Raw genomic sequence first — 15,947 nt, 5'->3', positions numbered from 1 at the left:
TGGTATCTCCTTATTCGATAGAGGCGTGGTTGCCGGAGGACTTACTAATGCCTCCCAGGTACTCGGAGCTGGTCGGGTCGTAGATCGCCCGTTCCGGAACGGGGATCCAATCCCCGTTCTCGTCCTGTCGGTCGAGGTTGATCGGTCGGATCATTTCGAGGTCTTCCCAATCCATTTCCTGCCAGGGATTCGCTGCTCCGGCGACGCCGGTCTCGAAGGCCCATCCGATGCGCGACTGGATCCGCGGCGTGGACTCCAACGCGGTCTTCCACCGTTCCCAGTTGGCCAGCATCTCGGGGGTCGCCTTGTCGTACTCACCGGGCTTCGCGCCGGGGGAGTAGATGTAGGGCATCTGGATCAGCTCGACCTCGCCGGTGTCGGTGTCGAGGACGACCCCGCGACCCTTCATCGACTTCGCGATGCTGGCCATCGCTTCGGCGGCGGCCTCGGATCCGTCGAACAGCTTCGAAAGCGCCATGTCCTCCTTCTCTCCGAGAGCGATACGGCTGCTGACCTGCGCCAACAAGGCGTTGGAGAAGCTCTTGTCCTCCACCCGCTGCGACGCGCCGATGAAGTGCACGCCGAGCGACCGACCGACCAGGGTGATCTTCTCCAGCGCACGGAGGTATGACCTGAGTGCGGGGTCGGTCGCCATGGCCTTCGTGAAGTAGGCCTGCTCTTCAAAGAGGAGCACGAGCGGCGTGAACGACTCGGGGTTCACGCCCCGTTCGACCAGGTTGTTCCGGCGCTGCGTCTCGTGCAGGACGTACGCCACCGCTCGCAGCATGCCGCCGCGCGAGGTGGCGACGTGGAGGACCCCGGGCGACTGCCCCGGGGCCATGAGCTTCATCCACGTGTCGGCCTTGGCGGCGCAGACGATGATCTGCGCACCCTGGACACAGAGGGCGGTGACGCCGCTCATCATCGTCCGGGTCTTGCCGCAGCCGGTGGTGCCGCAGACCAGGGTGTGCGGCACGGTCGCGAGGTGGTTCTCCAGGCGCCGCCCCTCCGCGGTGACGCCCAGCGGCCAGACGAGATCGCGGTACGCCTTCACCACGCTGGCTTCCGAGTTTCCTCTGATCGGGCGGGTGAAGTCCTCGGGCTCCGCCGAGACGAAGGCGGGGAACTGGAGCGGCTTGGTGTTGAGGTTCAAACGCGCCGTTTGCCCCCCGCCGCTCACGTCGACCCGGAGGTCCGGGCAGCGCAGGACCGACGCCAGCCGGGAACCCCGGGACTGGATGTCTCCCACGGTCTGGCCGCGGGCGTGCACAGGCTCGATGTCGATCCACGGGCCGCGCAGGCCGACGCCAGCATCGACGAAGCGGGGAGCGGCATGGGATTCGTAGGCGACGGCCTTGCCGCCCACCACCTTCTGGCGGGTCTCCGACCTCGTGATTTCTCCGTACTTTGCGACCTTGCGCCACCGGTTGAAGCCGGGAGTGTCGCGGTCCGCCAACGCCGCGGCGAGCACGGGCGCCTCCGCCGCGATCACGTCCATCGGGTCGGGCGGCTCCGGCGGTGGGGTGTGGAAGTCGAGGTCCCAGATCTTCATCGCGGCCCCCAGCTTGACCTTGATATTCCAGGTTTCCCCGCCCCCGTCGCGGGGATCCGGAGTCTCGATGGTGGACTGACTGGCCGTCATGTCGGTCCCCCACGGGTTCGACATTTGGATCACGGCCCCGGGGAAGGTGCAGCGGAACACCACCGCATCCAAGGTCGGGGTGAGCAGCACGTCGACCAGATGGGGGAGAGCATCACGCGTGGATCCGGCGAGGTGCACCTGCGCGAACAGGCTCAAAGCGGCGGTGCGCTCGCGCCACCGCGCTTGGTTGCCCACGTAGGTGTTGCGTAGAAACTGCCGCGTGAGCTGGGCTTCCTGCTCCGGCGGCAGGTCGCGCCGCAGGCTCTCACCGACACGCGTCCGCTTGTGCACCTGGGTCTTCGGCATGTCGCGGAGGATCTGCGCGGACCGTGCACGCATCTTCTTGAGAAGTTCGGCGTCGCTGGCCGCGTCGGGCTCGGGTGCTAGCTTCTTGGTCTTGCCGCGTCCCTTCGGCTTCGGGGCCTCGTCGGCGTCGTAGCCCTCCGACTGGATCACCTTCCCGCTGCCGCCGACCTGTTCCCCCTGTTCAGAGGCGATCTTGTCGAAGGTCGGTTCCGGCTTGGTTCGCTCGGGTTCCTCGGGAGCCGGGCTCGCCGGCCTATCGGTTTCTGATAGGTCCGGCTTGTTCTTGGGCGCGGAGGTCACGAACGGGTTCTCATGCGCCGGAGCGGGTTCCGTCTGCTTCGGCTTGTCCCAGTTGAGGAAGTCGTCGAAGTCAGAGCCACTCATCGTGGTCTCCCTTGAGGATCGGGCCGTCGTCGAGTGGTCGATGCGTGTTGGTGACATGGATCGAATACCGCTGTCCCACATCGTGATGCCGGTGGACCTCGCCCTCGATCCGCATCGCGCCGAACTCCGCGAGCCCGATAGGGGCGAAGCCTTGGAGCGGAGCTTCGTGGAGGCCGTCGTGCGTGGGTTCTAGGACGAGCGTCATGTCCCCGTCCTCGCGGAACTGGCCTCCGACGATGCAGAAGTGGGGGACGAACACCGTCTTACCTGGGGCGATCTGCCACTCGCGGTGTTTCGTGACCGCGCTGAACTTCATGCCGCCGACGGTGATGCGGTCGAACAGTCCTGGGCGCTGGTGCCAGACGCCCCAGTTCGCCCCTTGGGCGGCGCGGTTCCAGCTGGCCTGGGCCGGGCCGAGGGATCCGCGTCGGTCGGTGAGGGTCGTTGCCGCGCCGGTGGGGACCACGCCGGAGGTGTCCTTGCCTGCGGTGATGTACCAGAGAATGCTCCCGCCGATGGGAATGAAGAATCCCCATATCCCGGCGACGGACGCGCCGAACCCTCCCGCGACGACTCCGATCATGATCCTCCACATGATTCCAAAGTAGCCCTCTGAGGGGGCTGTTTCTAGCAAGGGTTGCCATTGTTCCTATTTATATTCATGTGGTGTAGCGGTGCAGTTCAGGCGGGGTGTGTGTCAAAAACGAACGTTTAACGTACAGGTCGGAAAGTCGCCTGTTTTCGGCCCGGAATCTGTGCCACAATCGTGTCCGAATGATTCATTGATCAGCGCCCCGTTAATGACACAGAATGGAGGTGATCGAGTCGATGGCGACCCTCGGATACGCGCGAGTGAGCACGCACGACCAGGACCCGCAGCTCCAGCTCGACGCCCTGGAGAAGGCCGGGTGCCAGCGCACCTGGGTCGACCGAGCCTCGGGCGCGAAGGCCGCCCGGCCCGAACTCGAAGCGCTCCTGTCGTACGCGCGCGAGGGCGATGTGATCACCGTGTGGAAGCTCGACCGCCTCGGTCGGTCCCTCGCGCATCTTCTTGCGACCGCCGAGCGGCTGGAGAAGGAGGGGGTGCAGCTCCGTTCCATCACGGAGGCCATCGACACCACCACACCGAGTGGACGCCTCGTGTTCCACACCCTCGGTGCCGTCGCCGCGTTCGAGCGGGACCTGATCCGCGAGCGGACCAATGCGGGACTCGCGGCAGCGCGTGCGGCAGGCCGGATCGGCGGTCGCCCGTCGATTACCGAGGACCAGAAGAGGAGCATCCTCGATCTCGCAGCCGCCGGCCGCCCGCGCACCGAGATCGCTCGGGTGCTCGGTGTCGCGCGGAGCACTGTCTACCGGGTGATCGAAGGAGCGGCGGCGTGATGATCGAACTGATCAAGCCGGTCCGTCGGTTCCTATGGGTACTCCTGATCGCGGGCACAGTCGGGTCGGTCGCGGCGAACGTGGCCCATGCGCACCCGGGGATCGGCCCGCGCATCATGGCCGTCGCCGCGCCGATCGCTCTCCTGGCCTTCACCCACCTGGTCGGTCTCTGGGGCCGGATCCGCGCGAGTGGCGTGACGTACTGGGCGATCCTCGTGACGGTGGCACTGATCGCCGCCGGTGCCGCGCGGGTCAGCTTCGCGGCAGTGCGCGACCTCGCCCTGGCCTACGGCTACGGTCCGCTCGACGCTGCACTGTTCCCGTTGATGCTTGACGGCGGTCTGGCGGTCACGGCGCTGGCGCTGGTGGTCCTGAGCCGATTCGAGGCGGAGACCGCGACGGGTGTGGACCAGGAGATGGACCGCGTGGACGACGCGGCCGCGCGGCCCACATCGGTGGTCCAACGGGCCCACGAACCGGAGCACGCGGTGGCCCACACCGCGCCGGGCACGCGTGACATCGACTTGGGCGACACGGTGCCTGTCGCCGCCGATAAACCGGTACCGGCCCACGCTTGGTCCACGGTGGACCACCCCGTGAACAGCGCAGATGACGGCGATGGGCCAGTTAGCGGGCCGACTGATCCGGTGGTGGCTCAGGCCGCGGACCTCGTGGCCCGTGAGGTGGTCCAGGTGGATCAGGCGGTCGTGGAAGAGGTCATCCGCCGGCTCAACGCACGTGAGTCGGTGAGGTCCATCGCCGCCGCGGATATTGCTGCGCGCGGCACCGTGACCAAGATCCGTGACGCCCTTCCGGCTACCGATGGACCGGCGATCAGGGTGGTCGCGTGACTCGCCCGATGCCCGCGGCACCTCCGCCGACCGGAGCCGCCCACGATGCCGAGCACAACCTCATGATGAAGCTCGGTGAGGCCGTGAACGCGGCGCACCACCTCGCCGCTGTGGCACCCGAGGAGGCTCGCGCGGTCGGTCTCGACGACATGGTGGATCGGTGGGAGCGGGAGTTGGCCGTCTTCTACTGGCGGACTGTCGGTCCCCGCGGCGAGAAGAGCCATCGATGAGCGACGGATGGCCGGACGAACTGATCGTGCGCGCGGAGAAGCTCGACGCAGAGGCTGCGCGGCTCCGCCGCGCAGCCGATGAAGCCAGGGATTCGGCTGCGTTGTACGCGGCGCTGGAACCAATTGCGGAGATGCGCAGCTGGTCCGAGGTCTTCTATGGCGCGAAGCGTGTCGAGCAGATCGCCGTGGCGGGCCTCGGTGAGCTTGAGGACTGGGAGTCTGTACTGCTCGTTGAGCGGCTCCTCGGGGAGTCGTACGGATCCTCCGGTGACCTGTGGACCTTGTGGCGAAGTGAACGCGATGAGTGAGGCGGAGATGAAGTGAACGAGGAGCAGATCCGGAGGGCCCTCGCGGGTGAGGTGCCCGTCGAGGACCTGTCGGAGGCAGAGCCCCAGAGCGTGATTCCGCGCCAGGATCCCGGGCAGTACACACGACCTGATCGAGAGCCGTACCGGGACCCGACGGGGACCGACACCGACATCCATTGGATAGTGCCCACGGACGTGGCGGTCGACTTCGAGCGCTCCGACAGCTTCTACGGTGACCCGCCGACCGTCTACTTGGTGGCACTTCCGGTCCACCTCGCCCCGGGCTACGACGTGCAGATCCAGCCTGACCTCGGCTACTTCCTCGACCCGCACGAGGCAGCGGCGGAGGCCCGGCGGCGGTTGGAGTTCCAGGTGGAGCACGCGTCGGTGGAGCACCGGCACAATTTCGCGGTGTCGGGCGCGGCGGTGATCCCGGTGAGTCCCAACGGATACGAGCCGGGGTTGCCGCTGAAGCCTTGGTCGGTCCGACTCGCCCGGAAGGGGGACCGACAGTGACCAGTGATCCCGCTGATCTGCACGACGGCGTCGTGCAGATCCTCGACGGCGTGACCGATGTGCGACGACACCTGGCTGCCCTGCGGCACCAGTACCTCGCTCTCACCGACGACCACCTCGATGTCGACGACCTGGGGCCAGCAGTGTCGGTCCCTGAGGCCCTGGCGGCGGTGCACCAGGGGCTGATCAGCGTCGATGAAACGCTCCGGACCGTCACTGAAGCCACGTACGACGCGATGCGGCTCACGTCGCGGCTCAAGGGCCGGGACCTGGAGGACCAGCGTGCGAACGCGGACTTCGAGCTGACCGGCGACACCCCTGAGGCTCGCCGCATCAGCGCCCGAATCCTCGTCAAGCTCGCCCGACAAGAGGGCGAGGAACCGGAGCCGTGGGTACTCGCGGTCGCCGAAGGTCGCCTGAACGCCTGAAGAAAGGACGCCTTATGAACCAAGACATCTGGATCATCGAGGGGCCCACGATCGACGCGCATGGAGAGTGGGAGGTCTACAGAGGTGCTGGATACTTCACCGATCCCGACGACGCTGCGGCAGCCGCCGAGGATGCGCTGGTGAACCTCATCCGCATATGCATGAGGATCGGTGGCGACATGATCGACCTCGGAGATTCCTTCGCGATCTCGGGGATCGATCAGGCGACCGAGGTCGCATGCATGGGGGCGCGCGTGATCCACCTGCCCCCCCGCAGGCTCCCCGCCGCCGGACCCTCCGCGGCACATCGCGGTACCGGGCGGGCCGGAGGTCGCCGTCGCCGCAGCGTGGGCGCACGTGGCTGCTCACGCCGAGCCTGCGGAACCCGTGCGCCCGACCTCCGCGGAGGTTCCGGCCGCGGTGATCGATCCGCTCGATCTGAACGCCGCCGTGGCGGTGCTCGGTGCGGCAGTCGAGGAGGCTCACCGCAAGGCGCGTATCGTCCTCCATCACCTCGGCGGCGACGGACGCGGGTTGACCACAGCTTCGTCGATGTCGGTCCCCGAACTGCTGGCATCGGTACGCCACAACGTGGAGCTTGTGGAGCAGGCGCTGGCCGACGCCCACAGCTGGGTGTTCGGGGCCAATCGCTACGTCAAGAAGCTTGAGAGTGGGGACCGACAGTGAACAAGAACGTAGTCATCGGCGCGGTCGTCGTAGTCCTGTTGGTCGGCGGAATCGCGCTGTTCCGAGATGATCCCGCGCCTGCACCACGTGCGGCGGTGTCGGTCCCCACCACGATGCCGGCCAGGACCTCCAGCGCCATGCCGACGACCGCGACCAGCACAATCACGACCACGTCGACCAGCTCAGCGGCATCGAGCACCGCAGCGGGGCGGGCGGAGACCAAGGAGCTGTGCGACGCGATCGACGCCGCTGACGACCGTCGGATCCCGGTTACCGATGCGCTATACGACCACCTGCGCTGCACTGGCGGTTGGACATGGCCCTCGGTGAAGCCGCACGCCTCCGCTGCGGCTACGGAGCTCGATTCGGAATCGACCACGCTGCTCGATACGATCCGGCGCAGCGATGCCCCCAACACCGTGAGCAGCGCGGCCCGGGACTACGCGGATGGTCTGGGGGACTGGGCCGAGTCGCTGCGGAGCGACCTCGCGGCACTGAGCAGCGAGGGGTTCACACGCACTGACGCGCTCAAGCCACACCTCAAGAAGCTGGCTCAGGAGCTAGTAGAGCAATGTAAGACGATGGCGGGCAAGTGAATCAGGCTTGGACGTGTCCACCGGCATCGATCGGCTCGCTGGGTATTCAACGCTAGCGTCGGAGAACTTGACCGGCAGCGTATTGGGCTTACTCAACCTTGCGCGATCCTTCTCTCTTCCAACGTCGTGGCTGTCGTCTGGGCGAACGCAGCTTCACGAACGCGACGAGCGGCCAGACTCGTTGCGAGTGTCGCAGTGGAACCCGTGGAGCGGTACAGCGCTAGAGCTGCGTCCATAGTTGAGCGCAGCAGCTCGCCTCGCGCAGCTGGAATCTCTTCTGCCTTTGATGCGTCTCCAGTCGCCACATCAAGGCGGTTGCGCAGGTTGGTGCGGGCTGCTCGTGCGATTTCGGCGGATCGCGGGTCGACATGCTGGAGGTCCGTCGCTATTCCTGCGAGCAAGCCGAGTCCGAGAGTGGCGTTCGCACGGGCCGAGGCTGGGGGAGTCTTGGTCCCAGATGGGCCGGGAATCGAGGTCAGGATCTGATCGGGAGAGACTCTCCACCCACCGTCGGCGAGGGTGCCGGACGGACTTCCTACGCTCAGCGCAACTGTGGCGGACGCATTTGCTGCTAGCAGGGTGAGAGTTGTCGACCGGGTCTCGGGTTGCTCCTGAGGCGAAGGAACAGCGAAGGCGTACACGCGGTCGGTTTCCTCGTTGTAGGCCCAGGCGATTAGTAGTCCGATCCAGGGCCACGAGGTCACGAACCGTGCTTGGCCTGCGAGGATCATTTCGCCGTTAGCTTGGCGGTGGCACCTGAGGCTAGCGCCGTGGCTCGGAAGCCCGCTGTAGGTCACGCCCGCGATCGTGGTGCCTGCGAGAAGCGGCGGTAGCCACTTGTCCCGGCTTGGGCCTGGCGCCGAAAGCAATCGGAGTACCGCTCCTTGATGTTGCGCCCACACGAATCCGGTCGCCAGGCATGCCGCTACGAGACTCTCGCCGATGTCGAAGACCAGCGGTATGGGTGCATCTGCCGCGAGCACGCTGAACAGACCCGAGTCTCTGAGCGCCGCCAAGTGGTCGGTCGGCAGTTGGTCGAGAGTGTCTATCTCCCCGGCGGCAGGCCGGAGCAGATTCTTGGAGAGATCGTCCGCCGCCTGCCGGAGGCGCGCTGTACTAGCTACCACTGGAAGAATGTAACCCATGCGTAAGAACTCGACCGGGCCGCAGAGTTGGTCTTGCGCCGGCTACTGACCGAAAGTGGAGGCTGAGCAGATGGAATCGATGAGGGTTGTCACCCTGGGCGGCGACGGTGAGCTTCGACTGCTGGCGGTCGATGGGACTCGCTCGACAGGTAGGCGCTTGGTAAACGCGGTCCGAGGGGCTGTATTTCGATCAATCGACAGCACAGCACGCGCGGTACTCGACAGGTCCACGCCTGTGTCGGGGGACGCGGGAACGGGGTATCCGGTGTTGCATCCGACGGTCGGCACCGCTCTGGCAGCGGTAGTCGCGTCTGGTGACAGGGCAACACCAGAGGCGCTACGAGAGTACGCCTCGCGGCTCGCCTTGTGGGTGTGGTCAAATCCCGTTGGCGGCGGACCTCCGCGCCTCCACCTGTCAACCTCGGCGATGGATTTGCTTGGGGTGGCAGAGGACCATCGCGATCGCGTAGTGCACGGTCCTGCGGATTTTTTCACACGCGTTCCCGCTCTCGGCGACGCTGTGCGCCATCTCGACTGGCTGACCGCGGCGGACCAAGAACGCCAACTTGCCGTCGGTAGGAGCGCAGGTTCAGATCGGACCGACCGTGTCACGAGAGTGGCTGATCTAGGGGTCGTAGGGGACGATGGGGGGCGCGCCACTGTGGAGGCAATCGAGGCACGACTGCCCTCCGGCGACGTCCTGGGCATGGGGTGGGCCCGACCTGAACTTGCCTATCCCAGCAACCTGGCGGATGCAATCTGCGCCGACAGCAACGCACGCGCGGCGCATGTACACATCGCGATCATGGATTTGAGATTCCCCGCCGCTCCTTACGTCCTTCGCTGGCTGGGCGGGCCGCCCGAGGGGATCGGGCACGGCTTCAGTACTGGTCAGAACAACGGCATCCATCCAGACGATCGCGACGCCGTGACATCGGCCATCGTCGAGGCTGCGACCCGCCCTCCTACGTCGCCAGTTCCAGTCTCAGCTCGAGTGCGCGCTCTGACCGGAGGCTGGATGGAGGTCATTGCGAAAGCCTGGTTCGTCGACCACAGAACAGCGCCTGGAATCGTCGCGGTGAGCATCGACTGCGGGTCAGGGCCAGCCGTCTAGCGCGGTCGGTGTCACGCCCTACTCGGTTGCATCGCGAGTTGGGCTTGGCTACCGTCACTATTGACTTCGCAAGCAGACAACTGTGGTTTCGGCCCGACTCGCTGATCCGCCCGTGCTCGTGAAGCCCGCAGCAGGTCTTCTTCGAAGACTGCTCATCGTCGGCATCCCCTCCGGGTGCTCGACCCATGCGGCAACGCAGCGACTAGCCATCTTGTGGCATCAGTCGCTGCGCTACCACTGTGCGCCAGCGTGGCGCTCAGGTGACGTCAAGCATGGGGTGACACCGGATGGACCAAGAATCAGAACTACCCAACACGACCTCGCGGACATCCGTGTGCGTGTTCGTACCTGTCGGCGCCTCGTCGTGGCTGCAGAGCTATCGCATCGGAATTTCGTCCGTTGGTCGCCAGCGTACTGTCGGCGTTCCTGGAGGCTCATAGTGTCCAGGGCTACTTCAAATCCATGGTCAGCTAAGAGTATTGGCATGCCTGTGGCGGAACAGCCGGTGGCTGTCAATCTCATCAATACGCGAACGAACTTTCGCGGAGCTCTGGTGGATCAGTTGTCGGATCTTGACGCGGCCAAGGACTGGCTATGGGCGCTGGCAACACATTGCAGGCAGCCCCACTGCTCCTGGGTGGTCGACAAACGGCGTCTCCTGCTCTTGCGAGCCACGCGGTTTGCGATTACTCATCTTGCGTCCGTCCAGACAGGGCATGCCAGCCCGTCGGACGAGACTCGGAGTGCGGTCGCCTATCTCAACCGAAATCGTCTGGCTGCAAGGTTTCTAGTGAGCGATACGGGGGTGTCGACGGCATTCGGCGCGGGAGACGCTTTCGAAGCCTTCAGGCAGTCGGTGATCGACTCGGCCGCTGCTACGCTGGCGGCGCCACCTCAGTTGGCGCTGCGCCACTGCGCTCATGCTGAATGTCTCCACTACTTCGTTCCATACGTAACTCGGCAGAAGTGGTGCAGCTCGGCTTGTGGCAATCGAGCCAGGGTTGCGAGGTACGAAGGCCGCGCTTGACGGTGCAAATGAGAGTTACGCTCCCGATGCCTACTTCGTCTTGCTTGCGCGGGAGACCCGCACTCGATTGCCGCACACGTCGCTGCACCAGTGCTGCCGCGAGTTGTGTTGGGTGAAGTAGAGGACGCACCTCGGCGCCTCGCACTTTCGCAGGTGTTTCGCAGCACGTCCAGTGGTGGCCAGCGCCGCAGTGACTGCGATCTGAGCGGTGAGTTCGACGAACGGGTTCGTAGGCTCCGTAGACCAAGTCGCCACGGCGGCCTCGTCATTGGCTGTAGCGAGCGCTCCAAGCTGGATGCTGGCACTGGCCAACACCGAGTTGAGGTGCTCCGCGGCCTGGGCGGCGTCCTGGTCGACGGTGGCCCGGTAGAGAGACTCGACGGTGTCGCGGAGCTGGCGCAGAGCAGCCATCTCGTCGTCATTCGGAGCGAAAGAGGTTCGGGGGAAAAGGATTTCGATTCCGAGTGTTGACATCCATCGGTGCGCTTCGCTGGAGCTCTCGAGGAGGTCGACGATGCCTCGACCGTCGTAGAACCGAGTACTCAAGAAGTTGGTGGCGGGAGCTTCCAGGGGGCGGACTAGGACCCCTTCGGTGATGTATTGGGTGCGCACTTCCCGACCTGCCTTGCTGTCCTCTGTGTCACTGCGGTTGCACTGCCCTCATGATACCCCTAGGCTCATGGCTAATGCCTTAGCCATTAGTTAGGAGTCGTATGTCAGCCTCAAGCTCGATCAACGTGCCGTCCGCACAGTCCACCGGAGCCCCGGCGGAGCCGCGAAAGCCGTGGTGGGAGTCCTCGGCGCCTCCGAGGCCGCCGGTACGGACCATCGTGGTTGCATTGGTCGCTGCGGCCGCCGGGCTCATGGCCTTGGCCGCCCTGACGCATCTCACCGACCTGCCGTGGTTGATACCGCCGCTGGCGGCAAGCATGGCGCTCATCGTCGGAGCTCCAAAGTTGCCACTCTCCCAGCCGCGAAACGTCGTCGGTGGGCAGATGATCTCCGCGCTGGTGGGCGCACTGGTCGGACTTGCTGGACACTCGCTTTGGTTGGGCGCTCTGGCCGGGGCGCTTGCATTGGCGGCCATGATGGCCACCCGCGTCCCCCACTCGCCGGCAGCGGCGACGGCAGTCATTGGTGCGACCACGGCAGCGGTGCCAGGTTGGGAGTTTGTTCTCCTTGCTGGTGCCGCTGCCGTGGTGCTTGTTCTGATCGGCGTGGTCGGGAACCGTTACAACGGCGCTCGTGACTACCCGATCTACGTTTGGTGAGTCCTTGCAAGGAGCGATCGCTGCACCTTCCCGTTGATTGAACGGGGTAGTTGATCGACCACTGTGACGGATGCCAGGTCGACCTCAAGCGGCAGTCTCGCGTTGGCCCACGCGCGGACGTCTTCCGGAGTGCTCTTGTGGCGGAGCACTACGAACGCCACAGGACTCAGGTCGCCGTCGGCGGATCGGTGTGCGGTAACAGCGGCGGCCGAGACATCGTGGTGCCGCTCGAGGAGAATCTCGAGTTCTGTCGGGGCTATGAGGTGACCGTTGCTCCGGAACACATCATCCCCTCGGCCGAGGATGCGGAGGCTCCCGTTCGCAGGATTGCCGGTGGCGAAGTCTCCGGTCCACTGGCAACCGTCGGTCAGTTGTGGTGGGGAGATCGATCCGTCGTCGCGCAGGTAGCCGAGAAAGGACCCCCCGGGAAGCGCCGAGAAGGTGAGTCGGGCCGCCGGTTCGCCCGGATGACGCGCCAGATCAACCTTGTACCCAGGTAGCACGGATAGCGCGCCGGGCCTTGTAGCGAGCTCCCCGAGGATCGCCGTCGCCTCAGTCTGCCCGTACCCTTCGCGTAATCCCACACCCCAGGTGGATTTCATGAGCTCCCTGAGTGTGGGGGGAACGGCCTCTCCGACTGAAGTGACGTCGCGGACTCGGACTCTCGGAGAGTGCGTGAGTCTACATCCGCGGAGGAATGCTACGGGCGCGCAGACCGACTCGACGGAGTGCGTCTCGACGAACTCCTGGAACGAATCGGGGCCCAGATCCTCCGGACGGACGACGACAGTCGCACCTGCGGTGAGAGGGACGAGGAACGAGCTCCAGAAGAACTTTGCCCAGCCAGGACTGCTCACGTTCAGGTGGCGTTGGCCGGCTTCGAGGCGATTCCAGTAGAGGCTGGACAGATGGGCAATGCCGTGGGTCCTGTTGCTGTGAAGCGCGAGTTTCGGCCGTCCTGTCGTGCCTGATGTGAAGCAGCCGAATGCCGGCGCATCCGCGCTGATGCTTGCCATGTGAAGATCCTGGTTGCTGCAGTTCCAGTCCACCAGTGCAGCTGCAGGTAGTGTTCGCCGGTCATCGATAGCTGCGTCTGTCAGTATCCGGTGCGGCGAGGCGACTTCGAGGCGGTCAGCCAATGCTTCCGGGTGCAGTCCGTGGTGAACTGGTATTGCAACGCCGCCGGTCTTCAGCACCCCCAGGATGACTGCATACAGTTCGACTGAAGCGGGCATGTCGATGACAGTGCGGTCCCCAGTCGCAGCACCCTCTTCGATGAGCTTCATGGCCACGCCGTCGGATGCTGCTGAAAGCTGGGCGTAGCTGACTTCCAGCCACTCTCCACCCGCTGATGGTCCGGAGAGGGCGACGTCGCTTCGTCCCCGGCTGTATCTGTCGAACCAGTCGTGAGCCCAGTTGAAGCTCTGGACGGCAGGGAAGGTGAAGTCCTCCACCGCCTCAGGCAAGTCATAGGAGTCGATCAGGTGCCGGCGTGCAAGCGCGAACAAATCTCCAGCTTCGAGTTCAGTCATACCGTGTGCACTTCCCTTGCAACGATGAGAGCAGACCGCGCGGCCTTCTCGGCATCGACGGTGAATCCGCTACGTACGGAAGGGCGGCCATTGCCGATCTGCGTGAACCAGCGCAGGCGCTCTGTTGGGATCCCCAAGAGCACCAGCCCGGGAACGACTTCACCGTTCGCGCCGATGGCGTACCCAGTCTCAGGGTCGACGTCGCATGCACCTGTCTCAACCGATGCTGTCGCCCCAACATGGCGAAAACGGCGAACCAGGCCGTCGGCCAGGAGCTGCGGGTATAGGACGGATTGGCAGCGTCCCACTTCGTATTTGGGGATGCGCGCGTCAATAACCCGCTCAACCGCTATAGCTCCGGGCACGGCGGGTGACCGTACGGCCAAGGTCCGACCATCGTCTACGATGCGGGCGCCTGGGCCTGCGATCGTGACAATGCCGGCGCGAATCAGTGCCAGTAGCTCCTCGATTCGCCGCGGGGGTGGGCCCGCGACGAGCAGTGAGTACATGGGAACGAACCGACCGAGGAACGCGTCCTCGTGTGACCTTGGCGTGATGCCCCCGAACTCAACGGCCGCTCGCAACGACGGACGCAAGTCGCGCAGTGTGTCGAGGGCTGCCTTTAGAGGGTTGGTTACATTTCCCTCCCGAGCATGACGCAGGTCGGTTTCCAGATAGGTGACAACTGCTTCGTGCCAGCTGCCCCTCGAGCTGAAATCGACGCCATCGAAGGGACGGCCCAGTGATTCCAAGGTCGGCAGCCGCTCCTCGACGCCGAACGTGTTCGCCAGCTCATATACGGCGCTGACCGGGTCTGGCCCCTGAATCGTGATGAGCTGCGAGGCGAACTCCTCTGCCAGAGCCGGAGAGCTGCCGTTGGCGATCTTGGTCAAGCAGAAGGACGCGGCCGCCTCGGCCAGCACCCAAGGAGCGACTTCGCGCTCGAAGTCGACCTGTCGGTCTCGGCGAAGCTCCGCCATCCGATCAACAGTGCACAGTCTTGGGGTGAAGGTGAAGTTGGCCGGCTTCTGATTTCGCCCACGACTCGGTATGGGCAGGCCGGAGCGAGAAATTCCGACAATCGACGGCTCTTGTCCACTCGGGCGGTAGTCCAGTCGGCCGAGGTCATCCCGGTCAAATGTTCCCCCACGTCCCTGCGTGAGGAGCGCGACCAGATCGTGGAACGCGAGTCCCATCCCCAGCGCCGCCACGTTCTGGCCCGGGAGTACTTCATCCAAGGGCAGATCCGCAGCGGAGTCACCAGCTATGACCCGCGCGCTCCCTGGTCTGTGGGTTGCCACCACGCCGCCATCGAGCGGCTGAGGATGACCGGTGGCCAAGACAACCGCGCGATAGACCTGAGACTGTCCTGATGTGGTTTGTACGACGAACTCTTTCGTTTCGCGGTTTCGACGTATGGACGTCACCGTGTCTGTTCGTTCGTTCACGGTCACTCCGTCCGGAGCATTGGCGACCACCGCCTCGAAGGCGAACCGCAGGTACTTTCCGTAATCGGCTCGGGCCGCGTAGCCGCTGTAGACCCCGTCGTCCGGGGCAAGCCACTGCTCCAACGACGGGCCTGCGCCAGCCCGTACAGGGCCGTCGTCCATCGGACCGGAGAAGATCGTGACCTCGGCCGCGTGGGTGTTCATCAGCAGGTGAGGACTCTGCGCGGGATGCCAGATCCGCCCGCCGCCTACGAAACGGGAATCAAAGACGTCGATCGTGATCGGCGAGTTGCAAGCGAGAATCAGTTGCTCAACTACCGATAGGCCACGTGGTCCGCCGCCGACAACGGCGATCCGGACCGGCGCTGGTCCCTCGCGTCCACGCAGCGCATCGTGAGTGCATGCAGTCAACGCTGTGCCTCCAGGATCTCGGTCGGCACTTCAGGGGCATCTTCCGGCCTCGGGTCCGCGGGCTTAGTGCGGATGGCAAGGATGGTTGCGCCTTCGACGGTTGCCATCCGATGGAAGGTGCCGGGTTCCTCAACGATGAGGTCGCCGGCCACGAAGGTCTGCCCGTTGCTGTGCTCGAGAGTCCCTTCAAGGACGAGCATCAGCTCGTACCCGAGGTGTTCGTGGTAGTCGCCGTGCGCACCGGCCGGATACCGCACCAGCATGCCAACCGAAGTCTCCTGCGCGCTTGGGACCCACAGCGGGTAGCGATCGACCCCCACACGCCCCGGTTCCTGCCACTTCCCCCAATCCAGCTCCGTCATCTCGAAGCCGGAGCGAAAAACGTTGTTGATGACCTCAATGTCCGCCACTTGGGACACCCTCCTTCGGGATCGATCCTGGCCGTCTCTCGGCACCCCGAAAGGTAGGAGCTGCTCCGTGCTTGTGGCAGCGCAAGAGCGTCAGTCGAGCAGCGAAATAGACCCCCCACCTGCATCGACATGGCTAATGGATTAGCCATTAGATAGTGCTCGAAGGGTGGCCGTCCTGGATGCGGGCAAGCGGGTACCTGCTGGGGCAAATGCCTGAGATTCAGATGCAACTGCATCCTGAGAGGTGATCAATCTGAG

At 64.9% G+C, this 15,947-nt stretch carries 16 protein-coding genes; 10 read left to right on the top strand and 6 right to left on the bottom strand.

What is annotated here, in order from left to right:
- Positions 1-10: 10 nt before the first annotated feature.
- Together BLQ62_RS18885 and BLQ62_RS18880 are read right to left on the bottom strand one after the other, a co-directional pair.
- The gene (locus tag BLQ62_RS18885) at positions 11-2,332 is read right to left on the bottom strand and encodes an ATP-binding protein (RefSeq protein ID WP_068567968.1); all 2,322 of its coding nucleotides are present in this window, start codon (positions 2,330-2,332) and stop codon (positions 11-13) included.
- A complete protein-coding gene (locus BLQ62_RS18880) occupies positions 2,319-2,966 on the bottom strand; it encodes a hypothetical protein (RefSeq protein ID WP_139184247.1) in 648 nt (215 codons plus the stop codon). Before BLQ62_RS18880 ends, BLQ62_RS18885 begins: the two co-directional genes overlap by 14 nt.
- 176 nt (positions 2,967-3,142) lie before the next feature.
- Between BLQ62_RS18880 and BLQ62_RS18875 the strand changes: the two genes are divergently transcribed.
- The 9 genes from BLQ62_RS18875 (at position 3,143) to BLQ62_RS24505 (ending at position 10,617) form a co-directional block, all read left to right on the top strand.
- Entirely contained in the window at positions 3,143-3,715 is a 573-nt protein-coding gene (locus BLQ62_RS18875; RefSeq protein WP_197467322.1) for a recombinase family protein, read from the top strand.
- Positions 3,715-4,566 (top strand): DUF2637 domain-containing protein, encoded by an 852-nt coding sequence (locus BLQ62_RS18870; RefSeq protein WP_068567972.1) that lies wholly within the window; start codon positions 3,715-3,717, stop codon positions 4,564-4,566. Before BLQ62_RS18875 ends, BLQ62_RS18870 begins: the two co-directional genes overlap by 1 nt.
- Positions 4,563-4,796, top strand: coding sequence for a hypothetical protein (locus BLQ62_RS18865; RefSeq protein ID WP_083350821.1), 234 nt, complete (start codon positions 4,563-4,565; stop codon positions 4,794-4,796). Before BLQ62_RS18870 ends, BLQ62_RS18865 begins: the two co-directional genes overlap by 4 nt.
- On the top strand, positions 4,793-5,104 hold the full coding sequence (locus BLQ62_RS18860; RefSeq protein ID WP_068567976.1) for a hypothetical protein: 312 nt from the start codon (positions 4,793-4,795) through the stop codon (positions 5,102-5,104). Before BLQ62_RS18865 ends, BLQ62_RS18860 begins: the two co-directional genes overlap by 4 nt.
- Positions 5,105-5,116: 12 nt before the next feature.
- Positions 5,117-5,620, top strand: coding sequence for a hypothetical protein (locus BLQ62_RS18855; RefSeq protein WP_068567977.1), 504 nt, complete (start codon positions 5,117-5,119; stop codon positions 5,618-5,620).
- Positions 5,617-6,048, top strand: a complete 432-nt coding sequence (locus BLQ62_RS18850) for a hypothetical protein (RefSeq protein WP_068567980.1) — start codon at positions 5,617-5,619, stop codon at positions 6,046-6,048. The genes BLQ62_RS18855 and BLQ62_RS18850 overlap by 4 nt, the downstream gene beginning before the upstream one ends.
- A gap of 420 nt (positions 6,049-6,468) precedes the next feature.
- Entirely contained in the window at positions 6,469-6,735 is a 267-nt protein-coding gene (locus tag BLQ62_RS18845) for a hypothetical protein (protein ID WP_139184246.1), read from the top strand.
- Positions 6,732-7,331 carry a hypothetical protein gene (locus BLQ62_RS23900; RefSeq protein ID WP_083350820.1) on the top strand — a complete coding sequence of 200 codons (600 nt, stop codon included), beginning with the start codon at positions 6,732-6,734 and terminating at the stop codon, positions 7,329-7,331. The genes BLQ62_RS18845 and BLQ62_RS23900 overlap by 4 nt, the downstream gene beginning before the upstream one ends.
- Before the next feature lie 2,743 nt (positions 7,332-10,074).
- On the top strand, positions 10,075-10,617 hold the full coding sequence (locus BLQ62_RS24505; protein ID WP_082756796.1) for a CGNR zinc finger domain-containing protein: 543 nt from the start codon (positions 10,075-10,077) through the stop codon (positions 10,615-10,617).
- A 30-nt stretch (positions 10,618-10,647) separates the two neighbouring features.
- Here the strand turns inward: BLQ62_RS24505 and BLQ62_RS18830 are convergent, their stop codons facing one another.
- A complete protein-coding gene (locus tag BLQ62_RS18830) occupies positions 10,648-11,229 on the bottom strand; it encodes a CGNR zinc finger domain-containing protein (RefSeq protein ID WP_068567987.1) in 582 nt (193 codons plus the stop codon).
- Between the two features lie 101 nt (positions 11,230-11,330).
- Between BLQ62_RS18830 and BLQ62_RS18825 the strand changes: the two genes are divergently transcribed.
- Positions 11,331-11,888 carry an HPP family protein gene (locus BLQ62_RS18825; protein WP_068567989.1) on the top strand — a complete coding sequence of 186 codons (558 nt, stop codon included), beginning with the start codon at positions 11,331-11,333 and terminating at the stop codon, positions 11,886-11,888.
- On the opposite strand, the gene BLQ62_RS18820 is transcribed toward BLQ62_RS18825, so the two are convergent.
- The 3 genes from BLQ62_RS18820 to BLQ62_RS18810 are packed head-to-tail and all read right to left on the bottom strand — an operon-like array spanning position 11,876 to position 15,689.
- A complete protein-coding gene (locus tag BLQ62_RS18820; RefSeq protein WP_082756798.1) occupies positions 11,876-13,420 on the bottom strand; it encodes an acetate--CoA ligase in 1,545 nt (514 codons plus the stop codon). The genes BLQ62_RS18825 and BLQ62_RS18820 overlap by 13 nt on opposite strands.
- Complete coding sequence (locus tag BLQ62_RS18815) at positions 13,417-15,279, bottom strand: FAD/NAD(P)-binding protein (RefSeq protein WP_082756799.1); 1,863 nt, start codon at positions 15,277-15,279, stop codon at positions 13,417-13,419. The genes BLQ62_RS18820 and BLQ62_RS18815 overlap by 4 nt, the downstream gene beginning before the upstream one ends.
- The gene (locus BLQ62_RS18810; protein ID WP_068568326.1) at positions 15,276-15,689 is read right to left on the bottom strand and encodes a cupin domain-containing protein; all 414 of its coding nucleotides are present in this window, start codon (positions 15,687-15,689) and stop codon (positions 15,276-15,278) included. The genes BLQ62_RS18815 and BLQ62_RS18810 overlap by 4 nt, the downstream gene beginning before the upstream one ends.
- Between the last annotated feature and the right edge of the window lie 258 nt (positions 15,690-15,947).

The sequence above is a fragment of the Tsukamurella pulmonis genome, assembly GCF_900103175.1.
Lineage (GTDB): Bacteria > Actinomycetota > Actinomycetes > Mycobacteriales > Mycobacteriaceae > Tsukamurella > Tsukamurella pulmonis.
This window is presented reverse-complemented; position numbering and strand designations above follow the sequence as displayed.

Excerpts from the sequence above, each read along its gene's own strand:
- BLQ62_RS18885 (WP_068567968.1), bottom strand. The coding sequence starts at position 2,332 with ATGAGTGGCTCTGACTTCGACGACTTCCTCAACTGGGACAAGCCGAAG.
- BLQ62_RS18875 (WP_197467322.1), top strand. The coding sequence starts at position 3,143 with ATGGAGGTGATCGAGTCGATGGCGACCCTCGGATACGCGCGAGTGAGC.
- BLQ62_RS18870 (WP_068567972.1), top strand. The coding sequence starts at position 3,715 with ATGATCGAACTGATCAAGCCGGTCCGTCGGTTCCTATGGGTACTCCTG.
- BLQ62_RS18860 (WP_068567976.1), top strand. The coding sequence starts at position 4,793 with ATGAGCGACGGATGGCCGGACGAACTGATCGTGCGCGCGGAGAAGCTC.
- BLQ62_RS24505 (WP_082756796.1), top strand. The coding sequence starts at position 10,075 with ATGCCTGTGGCGGAACAGCCGGTGGCTGTCAATCTCATCAATACGCGA.
- BLQ62_RS18825 (WP_068567989.1), top strand. The coding sequence starts at position 11,331 with ATGTCAGCCTCAAGCTCGATCAACGTGCCGTCCGCACAGTCCACCGGA.
- BLQ62_RS18820 (WP_082756798.1), bottom strand. The coding sequence starts at position 13,420 with ATGACTGAACTCGAAGCTGGAGATTTGTTCGCGCTTGCACGCCGGCAC.